Genomic DNA, 20816 nt, shown 5'->3' with positions numbered 1-20816 from the left:
GCGCGGCCGCCTCAGAGCGCGACGTAGACCGGGTCCAGGTACTCCTCGAGCCCCAGCTCGCCGCCCTCGCGGCCGAGTCCGGACATCTTGACGCCGCCGAACGGCGCGCTCGCGTCGGAGACCATGCCCCGGTTGATCCCCACCATGCCCGCCTCGAGCTCCTCGGCCAGCCGCATCGCACGCCCGACGTCCCGCGTGTAGGCGTACGCGACGAGGCCGAACGGGGTGCCGTTGGCCAGCCGCAGCGCCTCGTCCTCGTCGCCGAACGTCACGACCGGGGCGACGGGTCCGAACGTCTCCTCGGTGACGACCCGCGCGTCGGGCGGGACCTTCGTCAGCACGGTGGGTTGGAAGAAGTACCCGTCACGTCGTGGCGTGCCGCCACCCGTCCGGACGCGCGCGCCGCCGTCCCTGGCCTGCGCGACGACCTCCGCCACGCGCTCGACCGCGGAGCGCTCGATCAGCGGACCGACGGTGACGCCGGCGTCCGCGCCGTGGCCGAGGACCAGCCCCTCGAACGCCGACGTCAGACGGCGCGAGAACTCGTCGGCCACCGACGCGTGCACGAGGAACCGGTTGGCCGCGACGCACGTCTGGCCGGAGTTGCGCATCTTGGCCTGCACGGCGCCCTCGACGGCGGCGTCGAGGTCCGCGTCGGCGAACACCAGGAACGGCGCGTTGCCACCCAGCTCCATCGACGTCCGCAGCACCGACGGCGCGGCGGCGGCCAGCAGCGTCGCGCCGACCTGGGTCGAACCGGTGAACGACAGCTTGCGCAGCCGCGGGTCGGCCAGCAGCGGCTCGCTGATCCGTCGCGCCGACGACGACGCGACGACGTTGAGGACCCCGGTCGGCAGGTCCCGGGCCTCGAGCTCCGCGCGGATGATCTCCGCGACGTACAGCGTCGTCAGGGGCGTCAGCTGGGCCGGCTTGACGACGCAGGTGCACCCGGCGGCGAGTGCCGGTGCGACCTTGCGGGCGATCATCGCGATGGGGAAGTTCCACGGCGCGATGAGCAGCGCGGGCCCCACCGGTCGGCGCAGCACGAGCTGGTGGTGCGTCCCGGCGGGGGCGCGTCGCGCGAGCCCGTCGACGCGCACGGCCTGCTCGCTGTACCAGCGGACGTACTCGGCGGCGTAGGCGACCTCGGCGCGCGACTCCGCGAGCGGCTTGCCGCCCTCGAACGTCACCAGGGCGGCGATGTCCTCGGCACGCGCGGTCAGGGTCTCGAAGACGGCGCGCAGCAGGTCGGAGCGCACGCGCGGTGCCGTGCGCCGCCAGGGGTCGAAGGCCTCGACCGCGGCGTCGAGCGCGTCGCGCGCGTCGTCCTCGTCGCCGTCGGCGACCTCGAACATCGTGCGGGCGGTGGCCGGGTCCTCGACCTCGAACGTCGCGCCCGAGCGGGCGCGCCGCCAGCGGCCCCCGACCAGCATGCCGGTGGGGACGTGGGCGGCGACGGTGGGCGGCAGCGACCGGCTCATGCCTCCCATCCTGGCGCCGCGCCTACGATGTCGCCATGACGGAGCCGGGAGCAGCAGCGAGCGACCTCACGACCGACGTCCCGACGCCGTACGAGGACCTCCTGCGCCTCGTCCTGGCGACCGGGACGCCCAAGGCCGACCGCACCGGCACGGGCACGCGCTCGGTCTTCGGGCACCAGCTGCGGTACGACCTGCGTGCGGGCTTCCCGCTGGTCACGACGAAGCGCGTGTTCTTCCGCGGTGTGGCCGAGGAGCTGTTCTGGTTCCTGCGCGGGGAGTCGAACATCTCCTCGCTCGTCGAGCGCGGTGTGCACATCTGGGACGAGTGGGCCGACGAGGACGGCGAGCTGGGGCCCGTGTACGGCGTCCAGTGGCGCTCGTGGCCGACGCCCGACGGCGGGCACGTGGACCAGCTCGAGCGGCTGCTGCGCGAGCTGCGCACCAACCCCGACTCGCGCAGGCACGTCGTCTCCGCCTGGAACGTCGCCGAGCTCGACCGCATGGCGCTGGTCCCGTGCCACGCGTTCTTCCAGCTCTACGTGGCCGACGGCCGCCTGTCCTGCCAGGTGTACCAGCGCTCGGCGGACCTGTTCCTCGGTGTGCCGTTCAACGTCGCGTCGTACGCGCTGCTCACGCACATGATCGCGCAGCAGGTCGACCTCGAGGTGGGGGACCTGGTGTGGACGGGCGGGGACTGCCACGTCTACGACAACCACGTCGAGCAGGTACGCGAGCAGCTCGCGCGCGACCCCTACCCGTACCCGACGCTGGAGCTGCGGCGCGCGCCGTCGCTGTTCGAGTACACGTGGGACGACGTCGAGGTCCTCGGGTACCGGCACCACCCGGCGATCGCCGCGCCCGTGGCGGTCTGACGCGTGATCGGTCTGGTCTGGGCGCAGACGCCCGCCGGCGTGATCGGCGACGCCGGGACGATCCCGTGGCACGTGCCGGAGGACATGGCGCACTTCCGCGAGGTCACCGCCGGCGCGACGGTCGTCATGGGGCGCGCCACGTGGGAGTCCCTGCCCGAGCGGTTCCGGCCGCTGCCCGGCCGGCGCAACGTCGTGCTCTCGCGCGACCCGGCGTACGACGCGCCGGGAGCGACCGTGCTGGACGACCTCGACGCCGCGCTGCGCAGCGCATCCGACGTCTGGGTGATCGGCGGGGGAGCGGTCTACGCGAGCACCATCGACCGCGCCGACCGGCTCGAGATCACGGTCGTCGACCTCGACGTCCCCGGCGACACGCGAGCGCCGGCCGTGGGGCGGGGCTGGTCGATCGAGCCCGGAGGGGACGACACGTCGTGGCGCGTCTCGCGCACGGGCACGCGCTACCGGTTCGACTCGTGGCGTCGTGAGGCCCGCGACATCGGGTGAAATCGCGCGACGCGCACGTTCGTGCGAGCGGTACCGTGTGCCCATGCCCGCCGTGACCTCTGCCACCCACCCGTTCGGGTCGCTGCTGTCCGCCATGGTCACCCCGATGACCCCGGACGGCGCCGTCGACCTCGAGGCGACGGTCCGGCTCGCGAAGCACCTCGTCGACGCGGGCCACGACGGCCTGGTGCTGAACGGCACCACCGGTGAGGCGCCCACGACGCACGCCCCCGAGAAGGCCGAGATCGTGGCGGCCGTCGTCGAGGCCGTCGGTGACCGCGCGTACGTCGTCGCCGGTGCAGGCTCCAACGACACCGCGCACGCCGTCCGGATGGCCGAGCAGGCCGCCGAGGCCGGTGCGCACGGGCTCCTCGTCGTCACGCCGTACTACTCGCGTCCGTCGCAGGACGGTGTGGTCGCCCACGTCACGGCGGTGGCGGACGCCACGGGGCTGCCGGTCATGCTGTACGACGTCCCCGGCCGCTCGGGGGTCCGGCTCGCGCCGGCCACCATCGACCGCCTCGCCGCGCACGAGCGCGTCGTCGCCATGAAGGACGCGACGGGTGACGTCGTCGCTGCGGCCGGCGCCCTGGTGCGGACGGGCCTGGCCTGGTACAGCGGTGACGACGTGCTCGCCCTGTCGTTCCTCGCCCACGGGGCCGTCGGTCTCGTCGGTGTCGCGACGCAGGTGGCCCCGCGCGGGTACGCCCGCCTGTTCGACGCCTGGCGTGCCGGGGACGCCGCCCGTGCCCTCGAGACCTTCCGCTCGCTGCTCCCGGTCGCCACGGCGCTCAACGGCGCCGGCTTCCAGACGCCCGCCGCGAAGGCCGCGCTCGTCGAGCTCGGCGTCCTGCGCAGCCGGGCGACGCGGCTGCCCCTCCTCCCGTTCAGCGACGACGAGGTGGCCGACGTGCGCGCCGGTCTGGCGGCCGGTGGCCTCCTGGACGTCGTCGCGGGCACCGATCGCGCGTGACGCACCGGTCGGCGCCCACCGATCCCTCAGGAGCTCCATGAGTCACCCGCACCCGGACCTGACGCTGCCGCCGCCGCTCCCGGAGGGCGGTCTGCGGATCGTCCCGCTCGGCGGGCTGGGTGAGGTCGGACGCAACATGGCGGTGCTCGAGCACGCCGGTCGCCTGCTCGTCATCGACTGCGGCGTCCTCTTCCCCGAGGACCACCAGCCCGGCGTCGACCTGATCCTCCCGGACTTCGACTACATCCGGGACCGCCTCGACGACATCGACGCGATCGTGCTGACCCACGGCCACGAGGACCACATCGGTGCCGTGCCGTACCTGCTGCGGCTGCGCGGCGACATCCCGCTGGTGGGCTCGCAGCTGACGCTCGCCTTCGTCGAGGCCAAGCTCAAGGAGCACCGGATCGCCCCGCTGACCCTCACGGTGCGCGAGGGTCAGGTCGAGCAGCTCGGCGCGTTCGAGTGCGAGTTCGTCGCCGTGAACCACTCGATCCCCGACGCGCTCGCGGTCGCCGTCCACACGCCCGCGGGCACCGTGCTGCACACGGGTGACTTCAAGATGGACCAGCTCCCGCTCGACGGACGCATCACCGACCTGCGGGCGTTCGCCCGCCTCGGCGAGCGGGGCGTCGACCTGTTCATGGTCGACTCGACGAACGCGGAGGTGCCCGGGTTCGTCACGCCCGAGCGGGAGATCGGCCCGGTGCTCGAGCAGGTGTTCGCGGAGTCGACCGGGCGCGTCGTCGTGGCGTCGTTCGCGTCGCACGTCCACCGCGTCCAGCAGGTCATCGACGCGGCCGCCGCGAACGAGCGCAAGGTCGCGCTCGTCGGCCGGTCGATGGTCCGCAACATGGGCATCGCCGCCGAGCTCGGCTACCTGCGGGTGCCCGACGGGCTGCTGGTCGACCAGAAGCAGATCGAGAAGCTGCCCGACGACCGCGTGGTCCTCATGTGCACGGGGTCGCAGGGCGAGCCCATGGCGGCCCTGTCGCGGATCGCGAACGGTGACCACAAGGTCTCGGTCGGTACCGGCGACACGGTGGTGCTCGCCTCGAGCCTCATCCCCGGCAACGAGAACGCCGTCTTCCGTGTCATCAACGGCCTCATGCGCCTGGGCGCGCGCGTCGTGCACTCGGGCAACGCGAAGGTGCACGTCTCCGGCCACGCGAGCGCCGGCGAGCTCCTGTACTGCTACAACATCCTGCGCCCGCGCAACGTGATGCCCGTCCACGGCGAGGTGCGCCACCTCATCGCCAACGGCGCGCTCGCGGTGAAGTCGGGCGTGCCGGCGGACCGGGTCGTCCTGGCGGAGGACGGCGTGGTCGTCGACCTCGTCGACGGTCGTGCGCAGGTCGTCGGGGCCGTGCCGTGCGGGTACGTGTACGTCGACGGGTCGAGCGTCGGAGAGCTCACGGAGGCCGAGCTCAAGGACCGGCGGATCCTCGGTGACGAGGGGTTCGTCTCGATCTTCGCGGTGGTGTCCTCCGGCGACGGCAAGGTGCTCGCGGGCCCGCAGATCCACGCACGGGGCGTCGCGGAGCAGGACGACGTCTTCGACGAGATCCTGCCCGTGCTCACCGAGGCGCTCGAGGAGGCCGTGCGTGCCGGTGCCACCGACACCCACCAGCTGCAGCAGGTGATGCGTCGCGTCGTCGGCCGGTGGGTGTCCAACAAGCTGCGCCGTCGGCCGATGATCATCCCCGTCGTCGTGGAGGCCTGAGCCGGGAGCGGAGCGAGGGCGCGGTGGTCCTCGCCGCAGGCTCGTGACGTTCGGCGCCGGCATCGGCCTGATCGTGGTCCGACACGTCAGGCGGTCCGCAACCCCCGGAACCTCGCGAGGTGCTCGTGCTGCTCCGCGACCTGCTCGCGCAGCGCGCGCGTCCACCGGCCCCAGGGGGTGACGTCGAGACCGAGGGTGCCACCGCGTGCCCGTGGCCGCCACGTCCCCACGATCTGGCCGTCGGCGAGCACCGCCCCGGGGCGACCGAGCACGGGCCACAGCGCGCTCCTGCCCGCCGGGTCAGGGACGAGCAGGTCACGGTCGCGGACCTGGAGGAACAGGTCGTACGGCCCCAGCAGGCGCACGGTGGACGCGGGCGGCACCGTCGCGGCCGCGCGCAGCGCGTCCAGGTCGGCGTCGAGCACCTGACGCGCACGGCCCTCGACGTCGACGCCGACCACGTCGGACGGCCAGCGAGCCGCGACCTCGCGCACGGGCGCGTCGAGGTGCTCGGCGACCAGCGAGGGTGTGCTCGGTCCGAGCAGGTGCAGCGCCGTGCGGACGGGGTCGCGCCTGGCGCCGGCCGCCGCCGGCTCCGTGCGCCCGACCTGTGAGGACGGCCAGCGCGGGATCCGGCGAATGACGGGTGGTGAGGTGCCGGGCTCGAGCTCCAGGCCCCCGTGCAGCGCGGCGAGGCGGAACGTCTGCTCGTACATGTGGGTGGCGCCGCACGGACGGCACCAGCGCAGGTACGGCTCGGGGAGCGCGGCCGTCATGGCGGTCGACACCTCGCCCTTGACCATCGGCCGCCCGACGACGTCGTGCATCGTGCGCGCAGCCGTGGCCAGCGCCTGGGTGACGGGGATGCCTGCGGCACGCAGCGGGCGCGCCGCGTCGAACACCCGCTTGGCGGCGTCCGCGTCCGACCACGGGCGCTGCGCCCGTTCCACGTCGCGCAGGTCGGCCCGGCGGTAGGCGTGCGGCGCCCCGCGAAGCGTCCAGGCGTACGCGAGGGCCCCGGGCCGGTCGGCCGCCGAGACCGCGACGCCGCGCACCGCGAGCGCCCACAGGGCGCCGTCGGGCCCCGTGTCCTGGACGCCCCCGTCGAGGACGTCCGCATCCGTGCACTCCGCCACGGACCCGTGCGCGCGGTCGAGCTGCTGCACACCGGCACGGTGGCGCAGCACCGTCACGCGGTCGACCGTGACCGCTGCGCGCGCCGCCCCTGCGGGTGCCATGCGGGCATCGTGCCACGGGCCACCGACACCGCCGCCGGCACGCGTGCGGTCCTCCTGACGGGCGACACGGACGCCCTCCAGCAGGGTCTGGGGCCGTCGCGACGCTACCGTGAGGACCATGGCGACCCGTACGACCCCCGGCCCCGCGCGTCCGACGCGTGCCTCCGGTGCGGCGTCCCGGTCACCGAAGGGCACGCCGGCGCGCGGGGGCACGCGTCCCGCGGGCCGCCAGGCCCCGGCGCCGGCCCGGCCCGCCCTCCCGCTGCGGATCGTGCGCGGCGTCTGGATGGGGGCGGCCCACCTCGTCGGCGGTACCGCGCGTCACGTCGGCGCCGGTGCACGCGAGCTCGACCCCGCGCACCGGCGCGACGGCCTCGCGCTGACCCTCGTGGGTCTCGCGGTCGTCGTCGCCGCCCGCGAGTGGTGGGACCTGTCGGGCTCCGCGGGCGACGTCATCCACAACATCGTCGCCGGCACGTTCGGTGTCGTGGGCATCGCGGTCCCGGTCGTGCTGCTGGGGCTCGGGATCCGCCTCATGCGCCACCCCGACCGCGTGCAGGCCAACTCGCGCATCGGCATCGGGCTGACGGCGATCACGGTCGCCGTGTGCGGCATCGTCCACCTCGTGCAGGGCCTGCCGACCACGCAGGACATGGCCGCGGTGCGTGCGGCCGGCGGCATCGTCGGGTTCGGTGTCGGCACACCCCTGGCGGCGCTGCTCACGACGGTCGTCGCGGGCGTGCTCCTGGCGATCCTCGCGTTCTTCGGCGTCCTGGTGGTCACGGCCACGCCCGTGCACCTCATCGGGCCGCGGCTCGCGGGCCTGTACCGGCGCCTGACCGGCCACCCCGACGACGCGGCGGAGGACCCGGACGAGCCGCTCGTGATCGAGGCGCTGCACAGCGCGCGCCCGGAGCCGCCGGTGAAGACCCCCCGTCGTCTGCTGGGCCGCCGTCGCGCACAGGACGCGGCCTCACCCGACGAGGGCCGCCTCGACGAGTACGTGGGCGACGAGGCGTTCGAGCGCGCCGCCGTGGTGGCGCGCGAGGAGGAGGAGGCCGCCGCTGCCGCTGCTGCCGACGCCGTCGCGACCCGCCGCATGGCCTCGACCCCCGCGGACGCCCCCACGGCGGTCGTCGAGGCCGACCTGCCCGCCCCGCCCACGAGCGGCGTCCCCCGCGGCGAGCAGCCGATGCTCGAGGGCGACGTCGTGTACATCCTGCCGACCGAGGACGTCCTGGCGAAGGGCCCGCCGCACAAGGTGCGTTCGGCCGCGAACGACCGCGTCGTCGAGTCGCTGACGACGGTCCTGGACCAGTTCGAGATCGATGCGCAGGTCACGGGCTTCACGCGCGGCCCGACCGTCACCCGGTACGAGGTGGAGCTCGGCCCCGCCGTCAAGGTCGAGCGTGTCACCGCGCTGAGCAAGAACATCGCGTACGCGGTCGCCAGTGCCGACGTGCGGATCCTCTCGCCGATCCCCGGCAAGTCGGCCATCGGCATCGAGATCCCGAACACCGACCGCGAGACCGTCGCGCTGGGTGACGTCCTGCGCTCGTCGGCGGCCAAGCGCAGCGAGCACCCGATGGTCATCGGTGTCGGCAAGGACGTCGAGGGCGGGTACGTCGTCGCGAACCTCGCCAAGATGCCGCACCTCCTCGTGGCGGGCGCGACCGGCGCGGGCAAGTCCTCGTTCGTGAACTCGATGATCGTGTCGATCCTCATGCGCTCGACGCCCGACGAGGTCCGCATGATCCTCGTCGACCCCAAGCGGGTGGAGCTGACCCTCTACGAGGGCATCCCGCACCTCATCACCCCGATCATCACGAACCCCAAGAAGGCCGCCGAGGCTCTCGAGTGGGTCGTGCGGGAGATGGAGGCGCGCTACGACGACCTCGCGATGTTCGGCTACAAGCACATCGACGACTTCAACGCCGCGGTGCGGGTCGGCAAGGTCAAGCCACTGCCGGGGTCCGAGCGGAAGATCGCGACCTACCCCTACCTGCTGGTCATCGTCGACGAGCTCGCGGACCTCATGATGGTCGCCCCACGCGACGTGGAGGCGTCGATCCAGCGCATCACCCAGCTCGCGCGTGCGGCCGGCATCCACCTCGTCCTGGCGACGCAGCGTCCGTCCGTGGACGTCGTCACCGGGCTGATCAAGGCCAACGTGCCGTCGCGCCTCGCGTTCGCGACCAGCTCGTTGACGGACTCACGCGTCGTGCTCGACCAGCCCGGCGCCGAGAAGCTCATCGGCCAGGGTGACGCGCTGTTCCTGCCGATGGGTGCCGCCAAGCCCATGCGCACCCAGGGCGCGTGGGTCTCGGAGTCCGAGATCCACGCGGTCGTCGAGCACGTCAAGACGCAGCTCAAGCCGATCTACCGTGAGGATGTGGCGGTCCAGGCCGTCAAGAAGCAGGTCGACGACGACATCGGCGACGACCTGGACCTGCTGCTCCAGGCCGCGGAGCTCGTCGTGACGACGCAGTTCGGCTCGACGTCGATGCTGCAGCGCAAGCTGCGCGTCGGGTTCGCCAAGGCGGGGCGCCTGATGGACCTGCTCGAGTCGCGTGAGATCGTCGGGCCCTCCGAGGGTTCCAAGGCGCGTGAGGTGCTGCTGCAGCCGGACGACCTGCCGGGCACCCTGGCGATGCTGCGCGGCGAGCCCGAGCCGGCGGCACCGTCGCACTCCGACGAGGAGAGCGACGGCGGGCGCGGCCCCGTCGACGACGACTGAGCGGCGCGGCGTGGACGCAGGTCTGGTCGGCCCGTACGGCGTCGTCACGACGGTCATCGCGGTGGTCGCCATCATCGCGCTCGGCACCGTGCTGGTCCTGCTCCGAAGGGAACGCACGCAGACGCGCCGCAACGCCGAGCTCGTGCGCGTCGCGGGTCACCTCCACCGGCGGTACGACGCGCTCCAGCTGGTGACCAGCGAAGGTGTGGTCGTGCTCTCCCGGGACGGGCTCGTGCTGGACCTGTCGGAGCGCGCCACGCAGATCCTCGGCGTCACGCGCGAGGCCGTCGTCGGGCTGCCGGTGTCACGGATGCCGGTCGTGCTGCTCGACGACCGCGGTCTGGCGGTGAACCCCGGATTCGTGCTCGGCCGGCACGGTGCACAGACCGCGGAGCGGACGACGGTGGTCACGTTGGTCCCGCCGGGCCCGGGTGTGCGGCCGTCGGTCGTGCAGGTGACCAGCCGCCTGATGCCGGGCGACGACGGCGGCGAGACGGCGGTCCTCACGACGATCGTCGACATCACCGCCCGGCACGACGTCGAGGTGGCGTTGTCACGCAGCGAGACGCAGTTCAAGGTGGCGATGGAGAACGCGCCGATCGGCATGGCGCTCGTCGACCTCGACTGGCGCATCACCGAGGCCAACGTGGCGCTGGCCGAGCTGCTGGGGACGCATGCGGCGGCGTTGCGGGGCTACCGGGTCGACGAGCTCAGCGCACCCGAGGACCGCGCGTCGCAGCGCATGGAGGTGGACAAGCTCCTCGGGGGCGGTCAGCAGCGCTTCTCGCTCGAGATGCGGTGCCGGCGCGCGGACGAGCAGCTCGTGTGGGTCGTGCTCGACGCGGCCCTCGTGCGGGCGGCCGACGGTGAGGCCGACCACTTCGTGGTCCAGGTCCGCGACGCCACGGAGTCGAAGATGCAGGCGGAGATGCTCACGCACCGCGCCATGCACGACCCGCTCACCGGTCTGGCGAACCGCACGCTGCTGCAGGAGGTGCTGCAGGCCGCGCTCGCCCAGCCGGGTGCGGTCGACCGGATCGCCGTGCTCGCGTGCGACCTCGACGGGTTCAAGGCGATCAACGACCGGTACGGGCACGCGGCCGGTGACGACATCCTCGTCCACGTCGGGGGCGTGCTGCGGGCTGCCTCGGCCGGCAACGGGACCGTGGCGCGGCTCGGCGGCGACGAGTTCGTCGTGGTGGTGCAGGACGTGCACGCGGCCAAGGCTGTGTTCGAGGTCGCCAACGAGATCCACTCGGGGCTCTCCGAGCCGGTACGGGTGGGTCGCCGGCGACTCGGCGTGCGGGCGAGCATCGGGGTCGCGCTCGCGGAGCCGCACCTCGTCGAGGCCGGTGCACCCACGCTCCTGGCCGCTGCGGACGCCGCGCTCTACCGCGCGAAGCAGAGCGGCCGCGGACGGACCGAGGTGTACGACACGTCGATGGAGCTCGCCGCCCCCTCCAACGTGCACCGCGAGCTGGTGCACGCCATCGAGAGCGGACAGATGGTCGTGCACTACCAGCCGATCGTCGACCTGTCCGACGCCCGGGTCGTCGGCTACGAGGCGCTCGTGCGGTGGCAGCACCCCCACCGCGGCCTGCTGCTGCCCGGGGCGTTCCTGTCCCAGGTGCAGGACGCAGGTGCCTCGGTGCTGCTCGGGCAGCTGGTCGCGACTCGGGTCGTCGAGTTCCTCGCGACGCACGCGGACGACGGCCGGTGGGTCTCCGTGAACGTCTCGGCGGACCAGCTCGGGGACTCGGAGCTGGCCACGCGTCTGCTCCAGGACCTGTCGCGGCACCGGGTGACGGCCGGCCGGCTGGTCCTGGAGCTGACCGAGTCGTCCCTGGTCGCCTCCGGTACGCGGATCCGGCACGAGCTCACGCAGCTCTCGGCGGCCGGCGTCCCGATCCTGCTCGACGACTTCGGCACGGGCGTCTCACCGCTGTCCTACCTGCGGGACCTGCCGGTCGCGGGCGTCAAGCTCGACATGTCGTTCACGTCCGGCATCCCGCACGACCCGACGGCCGGGAAGGTCGTGCGCGCGCTCGGGGCGTTGGCCCGTGAGCTGGCGATGGTGACCATCGCGGAGGGCATCGAGAACGAGGAGCAGGCGGACTTCCTGCGGCGCAACGGGTGGCGGTACGGCCAGGGATGGCTGTACGGGGGTGCGCGGCCCGTGGAGTGAGCGCACGCCACGCCCGACGACCCGTGCGTTCGGCCGGTGCGGTCAGCGCGTGCGGGGCAGCACGACGGGTGCCGGCCCCGTCGCGAGCACGGGCGTCGTGCGCTCCTCGGCGGCGTCGCCGGCCGCCGCCCGGACCAGCTCGAGCCGACGCGCGATCTCGGCGGCACCGAGCGTGGCGGTGCCTTCGGGGAGGTCGACGAGTGCGTGCACGCGGTGCCCGCCCTGCCGGTCGACGGTGATCGGCGTCCACTGCACGCCGGTGACCCGTGCCGGACCGGCCGTCGCGTCTCCCGGCCCACGCCCCGGCAGCACGATCTGCGCGGCCAGCAGCAGGCCCGACGCGGTCTGCGCGACGCAGCACGCGTCGTCCTGGTTCGACACGTAGTTGCCCAGGCCGTACGCGACCCACATGCCGTGGCCGCCGGGACCGCCGGCGAGGTGCTCCACGGGCTGCGGCACGTGCGCGTGGTGCCCGATGACGAGGTCCACCGCGCCGGACTCCGCGAGCTTCTGCGCCAGCTCCCGCTGTCCCTCGGTCGGTGCCGTGCGGTACTCCGAGCCCCAGTGGAGGCTGACGAGCACCACGTCCGCGCCCGCTGCACGGGCACCCGTCGCGCGGCGGACGAGGTCGTCGCCGTCCAGGAGCTGGACGGACCAGGGCTTGTCCGCGTCGACGGGCATCCCGTTGGTCCCGTAGGTGGCGGCCAGGTGGGCGACAGTGACGGTGCGCCCCGCTCGTTCGAGGCGGTAGAGCTGCGGCTGCGCGTCCTCGGTGGCCGAGCGCGCGGTCCCCACATGGCCGAGCCCGGCGGCGTCGAGCGCGTCGAGCGTCGCGCCGACTCCCTTCCACCCGCGGTCGACGGAGTGGTTCGACGCGGTCGAGCAGCCGTCCCAGCCCTGGTCGGCGAGGCCGCCGGCGAGCTGCGCCGGTGCTCCGAAGACGGGGTAGCCCGAGGGGGCCGACCCCTGCGGGGCGACCGGGACCTCCAGATGGCACAGCGCGAGGTCGGCCTGCTCCACCCACGGGTCGAGCGGGTCGAGCAGTCGGCCGAAGTCGTAACCCTCGCCGTCGCGCGCGGAGCGCAGCACGGGCATGTGAGGGAGCACGTCGCCGGCTGCGACGACGTTGAGCTCGACGTCGGGTTCCGGTGTGCTCTCGGCCGTGGGGCTCGGGACGGACGGTGGCGTGGAGGTGTACGCGCCTGCCACGGCAGGGGCGGGCGGGAGCGGGGCCTGTCGGGAGGTCGTCCCGAAGGCCCCGGCGGCACCGACCGAACCGACCAGGACGAGGCCCGTCAGGGCACCGGCGACCGCGACCGGGAGAACCGGCCGGTGCGGGTCGCGGGCATGTCGAGGCACGCCCGGGAGGATAGTCGGTCATCCGTCCAGGTGAATGCCGCCGGACGGGTGGTGCTGCGAGCGAAGCGGAGCGCGGTCGGGCGTCCCCGCCGCGGACCGTAGGCTGTGCGGGTGGTTCACGACGCTCCCTCCGTGTGGAACCCGGCCAACGTCGTCACGGCCCTGCGGATCGCCGTCGTGCCGGTCTTCGCCCTGGCCCTGCTCCACGACGGCGGGCACACCGTCGGGGGCCGACTGCTGGCGACCGCCCTGTTCGTCGCCGCTGCCGCGACCGACCGGCTCGACGGCTGGCTCGCCCGACGCTCCGGCCAGGTCACCGACCTGGGCAAGCTCCTGGACCCGATCGCGGACAAGCTGCTCATCGGCAGCGGGCTCGTGCTGCTGTCGTGGCTCGGGGACCTGTGGTGGGCGGTCACGGTCGTCGTCCTGGTCCGCGAGCTCGGCATCACCGTGATGCGGTTCTTCCTGCTGCGGTACGTGGTCCTGCCGGCGTCACGCGGCGGCAAGCTCAAGACCGTGCTGCAGGCCGTCGCGATCTCGCTCTACCTGTTGCCGCTGGCGCACCTGCCCGGGTTCGTCTCCGTGGTCGCCGCGGTGGTCATGGGGGTCGCCGTCGTCGTGACCGTCGTGACCGGGCTGGACTACGTGCGCGACGCCGTCCGGATCCGACGGGCCGCCGGGCTGCCGCCGGCCGCAGGGTTGTGAGCGCGGCGCGGGACGTCGCGGCGGGGCTGCTGGCCGCCCTCGCGCGCCGGGGGTGGACGCTCGCGGTGGCCGAGTCGCTCACGGGCGGGCTGGTCACGGCGACCCTCGTGGAGGTCCCGGGTGCCTCGGCCGTGCTGCGTGGGGGTGTCGTCGCGTACGCGACGGACCTCAAGCACTCGGTCCTCGGGGTCGACGCCGGGCTGCTCGAGCGACGGGGAGCGGTCGACCCGGACGTGGCGTCGGCGATGGCCACCGGCGTGCGGCGACGGCTGGGTGCCGACGTGGGGCTCGCGACCACGGGCGTCGCCGGGCCCGACCCGCAGGACGGGCACGCTCCCGGGACGGTCCACGTGGCGGTGGCCACGCCTGCATCGGTGCTGGTCCGGAGCCTGGAGCTGCCCGGCGACCGGGCGGCCGTGCGCGCGGCGGCGTGCGCGTGCGCCCTGGCCCTCGCCGTCGACGCCCTCGCCGACGACGCGTGACACCATGCCGTTCGCCGCGGCGACCGACCTGCTGGGGAACACGTGGCGGTGCGGTCGCGTTGGGGACTGTGTGACGACGACCCGACCGCCGGTGCGCGGGACAGGAGCACGCGTGGGCGGTGCGAGGTACGGTGGACGTCTCCCGGCTGCACGGCCGGGGGCAGCAGGTTCGACGGTCCCGCGGGGGGCGGGTCCGTCAGCTGACCGAGGACACGACGTGAGGGGAGGAGCCCGGATGGTCGTTCTACGACGAGAGATCGGCGACGTCCTGCGAGACGCGCGCCAGCGCCAGGGGCGGACCCTTCGAGAGGTCTCCTCGGCGGCCCGCGTGTCGTTGGGCTACCTCAGCGAGGTCGAGCGCGGGCAGAAGGAAGCGTCGTCGGAGCTGCTGAGCAGCATCTGCGACGCCTTGGACGTCCCGCTGTCGCTCGTGCTGCGCGAGGTGAGCGATCGCGTCGCAGTGGCCGAGGGGCTGCTGATCCCGGACACGGTCCCGGCGGACCTCACCGTCGCTGCGGGGCTGGGCATCGACCGCGCCATCGGGGGCGACGCCGGATGGGCGATGCCCCGCTCGGAGCTCGCACCGGTCGGCTGAGCCGAGCGGTCGGTCACCACCCGTGGCGATGCGCTCAGCGTCGGCCGCGCACCTGGCAGCCGGGGCACCAGTACACCTGGCGCTGCGTCGGGGGAGCGCCGACGTCGCCGCGCGCCACCTGGGCGCCGCAACGGGTGCACGCGCGGCCCGCGCGGCCGTACACGGCCGACGACGGCCTGCCGGTCGCGACGGACGCCCGTAGCAGCGCGCGCGCCGAGCGCAGGACCTCGTCGGCGTCGACGACGTCGTCGGCGCGGGCCCAGGGCCACCAGCCGCGTGCGAACAGCGACTCCGCCATGAAGATGGTCCCGATCCCGACCACGACGCGCTGGTCGAGGAGCACCTCCGCGACCGGCCGGGAACCCTGCGTCGCCCAGCGACGCAGCGCCTCCTCGATGCCGGGCGTCGGCAGGTCCAGCACGGGCGGGCCGGCCCACGGCACGCCGGGCGTGGTGTCGAAGTCACCGTCGAGCACGTCCGGTCCCAGGTGCCCGAGAAGCGTGCGCTCGGCGCTCGTGCGGACCACGTCCAGCATGCCGAGCTGGTACCCGAGCGCCGTCCACCGTTCGTCGCCCAGCACGGCGCGGACCTGGGGCGACCGCGCCGCCGCGCGCTGCGCGGTCGTGGGGACCAGACGCCACGTCCCGTCCATCCGCAGGTGCGTGTGGAGCGTGCGCCCGTCGTCGAAGCGGGTCAGCAGGTGCTTGCCGTAGGGACGCGTCCCGAGCACCGTCCTGCCGGTGAGGTCGACGGTCGCGGCGGTCGGCCACCGCAGGTCGGCGCGGACGAGGCGGCGTCCGGCGAGCGCGCGGTCGAGGTGCGCGGCCGTGCGGCGCAGCACGTCACCCTCGGGCACCGCACCTCCCCGTCACGACGCCTGCAGGCGCAGGCCGCGCGGCGTGGTGAGGAACCCGGCGGCCGTCAGCGCGGTCGCGACCGGTGACCCGAGCACCTCGGAGGACAGCACCTGCGCACCGTCGATGCGTTCGACCGTCAGGCGCCCGAGGTGGCGGGCCCGCGTGGTGCTCGCGAGCGCGGACGCCGCAGCGGTGAGCACGACCGGGTCGTCGCTGAACGTCAGCAGCGTGCGGCCCCCGCGTTCGAGGTACATCGCGAGCGCGCCGTCGACGAGCGTGACCACGGCTCCCGCCTTGCGGCCGGGACGATGGCCGGACCCGTCGCGGCCCTCGGGAGGATCGGGCCACGCGAGCGCGGCCCCGTAGGGGTTGGCGGGGTCCGTCGCGGCGAGCACGACGACCCACGGGTCGTCCTGCGACGACGAGCGGGCAGGCATCTGCGCCGACCACGGCGCCGGTCCGGACGGTGCTCCCCACGCGGGTGGGGGTACGTCCTGCCACGGCAGGTGCGGGCCGGACGGCGCCGTGTCCCGGCGGTCCGCCGCGCGCTCGCGGGACCGCTCGACGACCTCCGCGTCGGTGCGGAGCCGGTCCACCGCGCCCGGCAGCGCGAACTGTGACCCCCCGAGCCGCTCGACGAAGTAACCGCGGCGCACCTGCCCCGACTGCTCGAGAGCGGCGAGCACCCGGTACACGCCGGCGAACCGCCCCCCGATGCCCTCGGCGGGCGCCACGGCCCGCGTCAGCACCCCGTGCCGGTCGAGCAGCTGTGCGGCGAGGGCGTGCGCACGGACGGTGACGTCCGGCTCGCGCGCCGGCAGCAGGGACCACCGGCCGGCCCCTGGTCCGGACGTCGTGCCGGTCGCGCGCGCGAGGCCGCCGTCACGCGCGGACGCCGGCAGCCCGAGCCGTCCGCCCGCGCGCAGCCCGAGCCGCGGCCGCATCGGCCGGCCCCGTGCCGGGGTGCTGCGGGTGCGGTGCGCCGTGGGACCGCCCGCGAGCCACGCACGCAGCGGGCCCAGCCCGTCGTTCGTGACCCGGCCTGCCCACACCAGGTCCCACAGCGCGGTGAGCACGCCCGGGCCGTCGGGCGGCGCGTCCTCGTCCAGCCACACCGCGGCCACGCGGTCGACGAGCGCACCCAGGAACCACGCCCCTCCGCCCTCGAGCGCGGTCAGCACGGCGCGGTGGACACGGTCGGCTGCCGGTGCGTCGGGGTCGTCGAGGTCCGGCACGGGTGCCAGCGTCAGGTCGGCGACGGCCGCCGGGTGCAGCGACACCAGACCGTCGTGCCCGGCCAGCGGCGCGTGGCCCGCCCACAGCACCTCGCCGGCCGCCGTCAGCTCGTCGAGCATCCCGGGGACGTAGTCGGGGACGCGGGCGGGAAGGACGTGCGACTCGAGCGCGGAGGCGGGCACCGCGAAGCCGGCGAGCTGCTCGACCGCCCGTGCCACCGCGTCGACGCCGCGCAGCCCGCTCGGGCGGCGGCCGACGACCTGCACGCCCTGCCACAGCGGCAGGAAGACGCCCAGCGCCTGCGGGTCGACGGGCTCGACCTGGGCGCGCAGGGCTGCGAGCGACCGCTGGCGCAGCCGGCGCAGGACGTCGGCGTCGCAGAACTCGTCACCGGTGCCCCCGAGCACGTCGGGGCGCAGCCGGCCCTGCACCAGCACGCGGGACGCCTCGAGGCGGCGCAGCACGTCGGTGACCACCGCGATCCCGAGCCCGAACCGGGCGGCCGCCTGTGCCGCCGGGAACGGGCCGCGCGTGCGGGCGTGCCGGCGCAGCAGGTCGGCGAGCGGGTCGGGCAGCACCTCGGTGAACACCTCGGGGACGCCCACGGGCAGCGCGACCCCGAGCGCGTCACGCAGCCGCCCCGCGTCCTCGACGGCCGCCCACTGCTCGGCCCGGTCGGCCGGGACACCCGCGAGGCGCACCCGGATCGCGCGCCGGGCGGCCGCGAGCTCCTCGAGCCAGTCGGGGACGGCGTCGCGCACGTCGGGTCGGGCGCGCGCCGCGACCTCCGGCGCCGTGAGCGGGCCGTGCCGCCGCAGCACGTCCGCGACCTGCTCGAGCGATCCCGCCTGGCGGTCCGGCGCGGTGCCGGCCAGCTCGGCCTCCGTGCGCTCGACCGCCTCGGGGTCCAGGAGGTCCGCGAGCTGCGACTCGCCCCCCGTGCCCAGCAGCTCCGCCAGCAGGGTCGGGTCGAGCGTGAGGGCGGCGGCACGGCGCTCCGCGAGCGGGGCATCACCCTCGTACAGGAACTGGGCGGTGTACCCGAACAGCAGCGACTGGGCGAAGGGTGACGGGTGCGGCGTCGTCACCTCGACCACGCGCACCCGGCCGGTGACGACGTCCCGCATGAGCCCGATGAGCGCCTCGGTGTCGAAGTCGTCCTGCAGGCACTCGCGCACGGCCTCCAGGAGGATGGGGAAGTCGGGGAAGCGGGCGGCCACCTCGAGCAGCTGGGCTGCGCGCTGCCGCTGCTGCCACAGCGGCTGGCGACGGTCGGGGCGCCGGCGGGGCAGCAGCAGTGCGCGGCCGGCCGCCTCCCGGAACCGCGCCGCGAACATCGCGGACGCGCCGAGCTCGTCACGGACGGACGCCAGCACCTCGTCCGGGTCGATCAGGAGGTCCTCGAGCGTGAGCCGCGGACCGGCGGCCGCACCGGGATCGTCGCCCCAGGCCTCGTCCGCAGCCTCGTCCAGGACGTCCGGCAGGCGCAGCACGATGCCGTCGTCGGCGTGCATGGCCGCGGCGTCGACCCCGTACCGCTCCCGCAGGCGTGCGGCCAGCACGAGGGCCCAGGGTGCGTGGACCCGCGCCCCGTAGGGCGAGTGCAGCACGATGCGCCAGTCGCCCAGCTCGTCGCGGAACCGCTCGACGACGACGACCGCGTCGCTCGGCAGCTGACCGGTCGCCTCCTGCTGGTCGCCCAGGTACGCGAGCAGGTTGTCGGCCGCCCAGGGATCCAGCCCGGCGGCCTCGACGCGCGCCCGCGCAGCCGCGGGGGGCAGGGCGGCCACCTCCCGGACCCAGGCGCCCACGGCACGACCCAGCTCGGCCGGACGTCCCGGCGCGTCGCCCTTCCAGAACGGCAGCCGGCCCGGGACGCCGGGCGCGGGCGTGACCAGCACGCGGTCGGGCGTGATGTCCTCGATGCGCCAGGTGCTCGACCCCAGCGTGAACGTGTCGCCGACGCGCGACTCGTAGACCATCTCCTCGTCGAGCTCGCCGACCCGCTTGCCGCCCCGGACCCGGCCCCCCGAGCGCTCGGCGTCCGTGGGGACGTCGCTCGTCTCGCCCCCGCCCGCGAGGAACACCCCGAAGAGGCCGCGGTCCGGGATGGTGCCGCCGCTCGTCACGGCGAGACGCAGGGCGCCGGGCCTGCCCGAGATCACGTCGGACACGCGGTCCCACACGACGCGCGGCCGCAGCTCGGCAAAGTCCTCGGACGGGTACCGGCCCGCGAGCATGTCGAGCACCGCGTGCAGCGTCGCGTCACCCAGGCTCGCGAACGGCGCCGCGCGCCGGACCACGCGGGCGAGGTCCTCGACGGGCCAGTCGTCGACCGCCGCCATCGCGACCACCTGCTGCGCGAGGACGTCGAGCGGGTTCGCCGGGACGGCCAGCGCCTCGAGCTCGCCCGTGCGCATCCGCTGGGCCGTCACCGCCGCCGGCACCAGCTCCCCGCGGTACGTCGGGAACACGACGCCGCGCGACACCGCCCCGACCTGGTGCCCTGCGCGCCCGACGCGCTGGAGCCCGCTGGCGACCGACGGCGGTGAGCCCACCTGGACGACCAGGTCGAGTGCACCCATGTCGATCCCGAGCTCGAGCGAGCTCGTCGCGACCACCGCGGGCAGACGACCCGCCTTGAGCTCGGACTCCGTCCGGGTCCGCTCGGCACGGCTCATCGACCCGTGGTGCGCTCGGGCGACGATCGTCGTGGCGTCGCGCGTGTCGACGCCCGCGGCCGTGCCCGACTGGCCGGGCACGGCCGCGGCCCGGACCGTGCCGGGGTCGGGAGGCTCGGCACCCTGCCGCTCCGCCCAGACCTCGTTGATGCGCGCCGTGAGCCGCTCGGCCCCGCGCCGGGAGTTGGTGAAGACCAGCGTCGAGCGGTGACCCGCCACCAGGTCCACCACCCGCTCCTCGACGTGCGGCCAGATCGACGCGCGCGGCCGCTCGGCGTCGGGCAGGACCGGGGCCGCCGCACCGGGGTCCGGCGCACCGAAGCCGGCGAGATCGGGGTCGATGCCGGGGCCCCCGTAGCGGTTGACCGTGCCGGGTGTCGTGCCGCCCGCACCCGGCCGCGCTGCGGCGGCGAGGTCGCCCAGGTCCGGCACGGGGACCACGACCTCGACCTCGATGACCTTCTGCGACGGCGGCTGCACGACGACCACCGGCCGCCCGCCGTCCGCCGGGGTACGTGCCCCGCCGAGGAACGCCGCGACCGCGTCGACGGGGCGCACGGTCGCCGACAGACCGACGCGCTGCGCCGGGCCCGGTCCGCCCTCGGCCTCGAGCAGCGCGTCCAGACGCTCGAGGCTCACGGCGAGGTGCGCACCACGCTTCGTGCCCGCGACGGCGTGGATCTCGTCGACGATCACGGTGCGGACGCCTGCCAGGCCGCGCCGCGCCCCCGACGTCAGGACCAGGTAGAGGGACTCGGGCGTCGTGATGAGCACGTCCGGGGGCGTCGTCGCGAACGCGCGCCGCTCCGCGGGGGGCGTGTCACCCGTGCGGATGCCGACCGTGACCTCCGGCAGGGTCGAGCCGAGCCGGGTCGCCGCCTGCCGGATGCCCACCAACGGGGAGCGCAGGTTGCGCTCGACGTCCGTGGCGAGCGCCTTCAGGGGGGAGACGTAGACCACACGGCACCGGCTCGCCGGGTCGGGCGGGGCCTGTCCCGTCAGCAGCCCGTCGAGGGCCCACAGGAAGGCGGCGAGCGTCTTGCCCGACCCGGTGGGGGCAACGACCAGGGCGTGGTCGCCGCCGGAGACCGCCTCCCACGCGCCGGCCTGCGCCGCGGTGGGTGCGTCGAACGCCCCCGTGAACCACGTCCGGGTCGGGTCGGAGAAGCGGTCGAGCACCACCGGGCC

Annotated in this window: 14 protein-coding genes; 9 read left to right on the top strand and 5 right to left on the bottom strand. The window is 74.8% G+C overall.

The annotated features are described in order from the left end of the window. Window positions 1–11: 11 nt before the first annotated feature. The gene (locus IR158_RS02525) at window positions 12–1481 is read right to left on the bottom strand and encodes an NAD-dependent succinate-semialdehyde dehydrogenase (RefSeq protein WP_291809068.1); all 1470 of its coding nucleotides are present in this window, start codon (window positions 1479–1481) and stop codon (window positions 12–14) included. A gap of 35 nt (window positions 1482–1516) precedes the next feature. Here IR158_RS02525 and IR158_RS02520 point away from each other — a divergent pair, with 35 nt between their 5' ends. Genes IR158_RS02520 through IR158_RS02505 form a run of 4 tightly spaced genes read left to right on the top strand, consistent with a single transcriptional unit; the run spans window position 1517 to window position 5553 of the window. Beyond that, window positions 1517–2353 carry a thymidylate synthase gene (locus tag IR158_RS02520; RefSeq protein WP_291809066.1) on the top strand — a complete coding sequence of 279 codons (837 nt, stop codon included), beginning with the start codon at window positions 1517–1519 and terminating at the stop codon, window positions 2351–2353. A gap of 3 nt (window positions 2354–2356) precedes the next feature. Then, window positions 2357–2857: a dihydrofolate reductase gene (locus IR158_RS02515; protein WP_291809064.1), complete on the top strand. Its 501-nt coding sequence runs from the start codon at window positions 2357–2359 to the stop codon at window positions 2855–2857. Window positions 2858–2900: 43 nt separating this feature from the next. After that, complete coding sequence (gene dapA, locus IR158_RS02510) at window positions 2901–3830, top strand: 4-hydroxy-tetrahydrodipicolinate synthase (RefSeq protein ID WP_291809062.1); 930 nt, start codon at window positions 2901–2903, stop codon at window positions 3828–3830. A 37-nt stretch (window positions 3831–3867) separates the two neighbouring features. Further along, window positions 3868–5553 carry a ribonuclease J gene (locus IR158_RS02505; RefSeq protein ID WP_291809060.1) on the top strand — a complete coding sequence of 562 codons (1686 nt, stop codon included), beginning with the start codon at window positions 3868–3870 and terminating at the stop codon, window positions 5551–5553. A gap of 86 nt (window positions 5554–5639) precedes the next feature. Here the strand turns inward: IR158_RS02505 and IR158_RS02500 are convergent, their stop codons facing one another. Beyond that, a complete protein-coding gene (locus tag IR158_RS02500) occupies window positions 5640–6791 on the bottom strand; it encodes a crosslink repair DNA glycosylase YcaQ family protein (RefSeq protein WP_291809057.1) in 1152 nt (383 codons plus the stop codon). 118 nt (window positions 6792–6909) lie between these two features. On the opposite strand from IR158_RS02500, the gene IR158_RS02495 reads away from it, so the two are divergent. Then, window positions 6910–9528 (top strand): DNA translocase FtsK, encoded by a 2619-nt coding sequence (locus IR158_RS02495; RefSeq protein ID WP_291809055.1) that lies wholly within the window; start codon window positions 6910–6912, stop codon window positions 9526–9528. A 10-nt stretch (window positions 9529–9538) separates the two neighbouring features. Then, on the top strand, window positions 9539–11713 hold the full coding sequence (locus tag IR158_RS02490) for an EAL domain-containing protein (protein WP_291809053.1): 2175 nt from the start codon (window positions 9539–9541) through the stop codon (window positions 11711–11713). A gap of 42 nt (window positions 11714–11755) precedes the next feature. On the opposite strand, the gene IR158_RS02485 is transcribed toward IR158_RS02490, so the two are convergent. Continuing rightward, the gene (locus IR158_RS02485) at window positions 11756–13072 is read right to left on the bottom strand and encodes a CapA family protein (RefSeq protein WP_291809052.1); all 1317 of its coding nucleotides are present in this window, start codon (window positions 13070–13072) and stop codon (window positions 11756–11758) included. Between the two features lie 111 nt (window positions 13073–13183). On the opposite strand from IR158_RS02485, the gene pgsA reads away from it, so the two are divergent. From pgsA to IR158_RS02470, 3 genes are all read left to right on the top strand, one after another. Beyond that, window positions 13184–13777, top strand: a complete 594-nt coding sequence (gene pgsA / locus IR158_RS02480) for a CDP-diacylglycerol--glycerol-3-phosphate 3-phosphatidyltransferase (protein WP_291809050.1) — start codon at window positions 13184–13186, stop codon at window positions 13775–13777. Further along, window positions 13774–14259 carry a CinA family protein gene (locus IR158_RS02475; protein ID WP_291809047.1) on the top strand — a complete coding sequence of 162 codons (486 nt, stop codon included), beginning with the start codon at window positions 13774–13776 and terminating at the stop codon, window positions 14257–14259. The genes pgsA and IR158_RS02475 overlap by 4 nt, the downstream gene beginning before the upstream one ends. Before the next feature lie 235 nt (window positions 14260–14494). Next, on the top strand, window positions 14495–14854 hold the full coding sequence (locus IR158_RS02470; RefSeq protein ID WP_227577605.1) for a helix-turn-helix transcriptional regulator: 360 nt from the start codon (window positions 14495–14497) through the stop codon (window positions 14852–14854). 34 nt (window positions 14855–14888) lie between these two features. Here the strand turns inward: IR158_RS02470 and IR158_RS02465 are convergent, their stop codons facing one another. After that, window positions 14889–15710 carry a DNA-formamidopyrimidine glycosylase family protein gene (locus IR158_RS02465; protein WP_291809040.1) on the bottom strand — a complete coding sequence of 274 codons (822 nt, stop codon included), beginning with the start codon at window positions 15708–15710 and terminating at the stop codon, window positions 14889–14891. Window positions 15711–15722: 12 nt separating this feature from the next. Beyond that, window positions 15723–20810, bottom strand: a complete 5088-nt coding sequence (locus IR158_RS02460; RefSeq protein ID WP_291809036.1) for a DEAD/DEAH box helicase — start codon at window positions 20808–20810, stop codon at window positions 15723–15725. Window positions 20811–20816: the final 6 nt, after the last annotated feature.

Source organism: Cellulomonas sp. (assembly GCF_015234515.1).
Classification (GTDB): domain Bacteria; phylum Actinomycetota; class Actinomycetes; order Actinomycetales; family Cellulomonadaceae; genus Cellulomonas.
The sequence above is the reverse complement of the archived record's forward strand: the minus strand, read 5'-3'. Positions and strand labels throughout refer to the sequence as shown.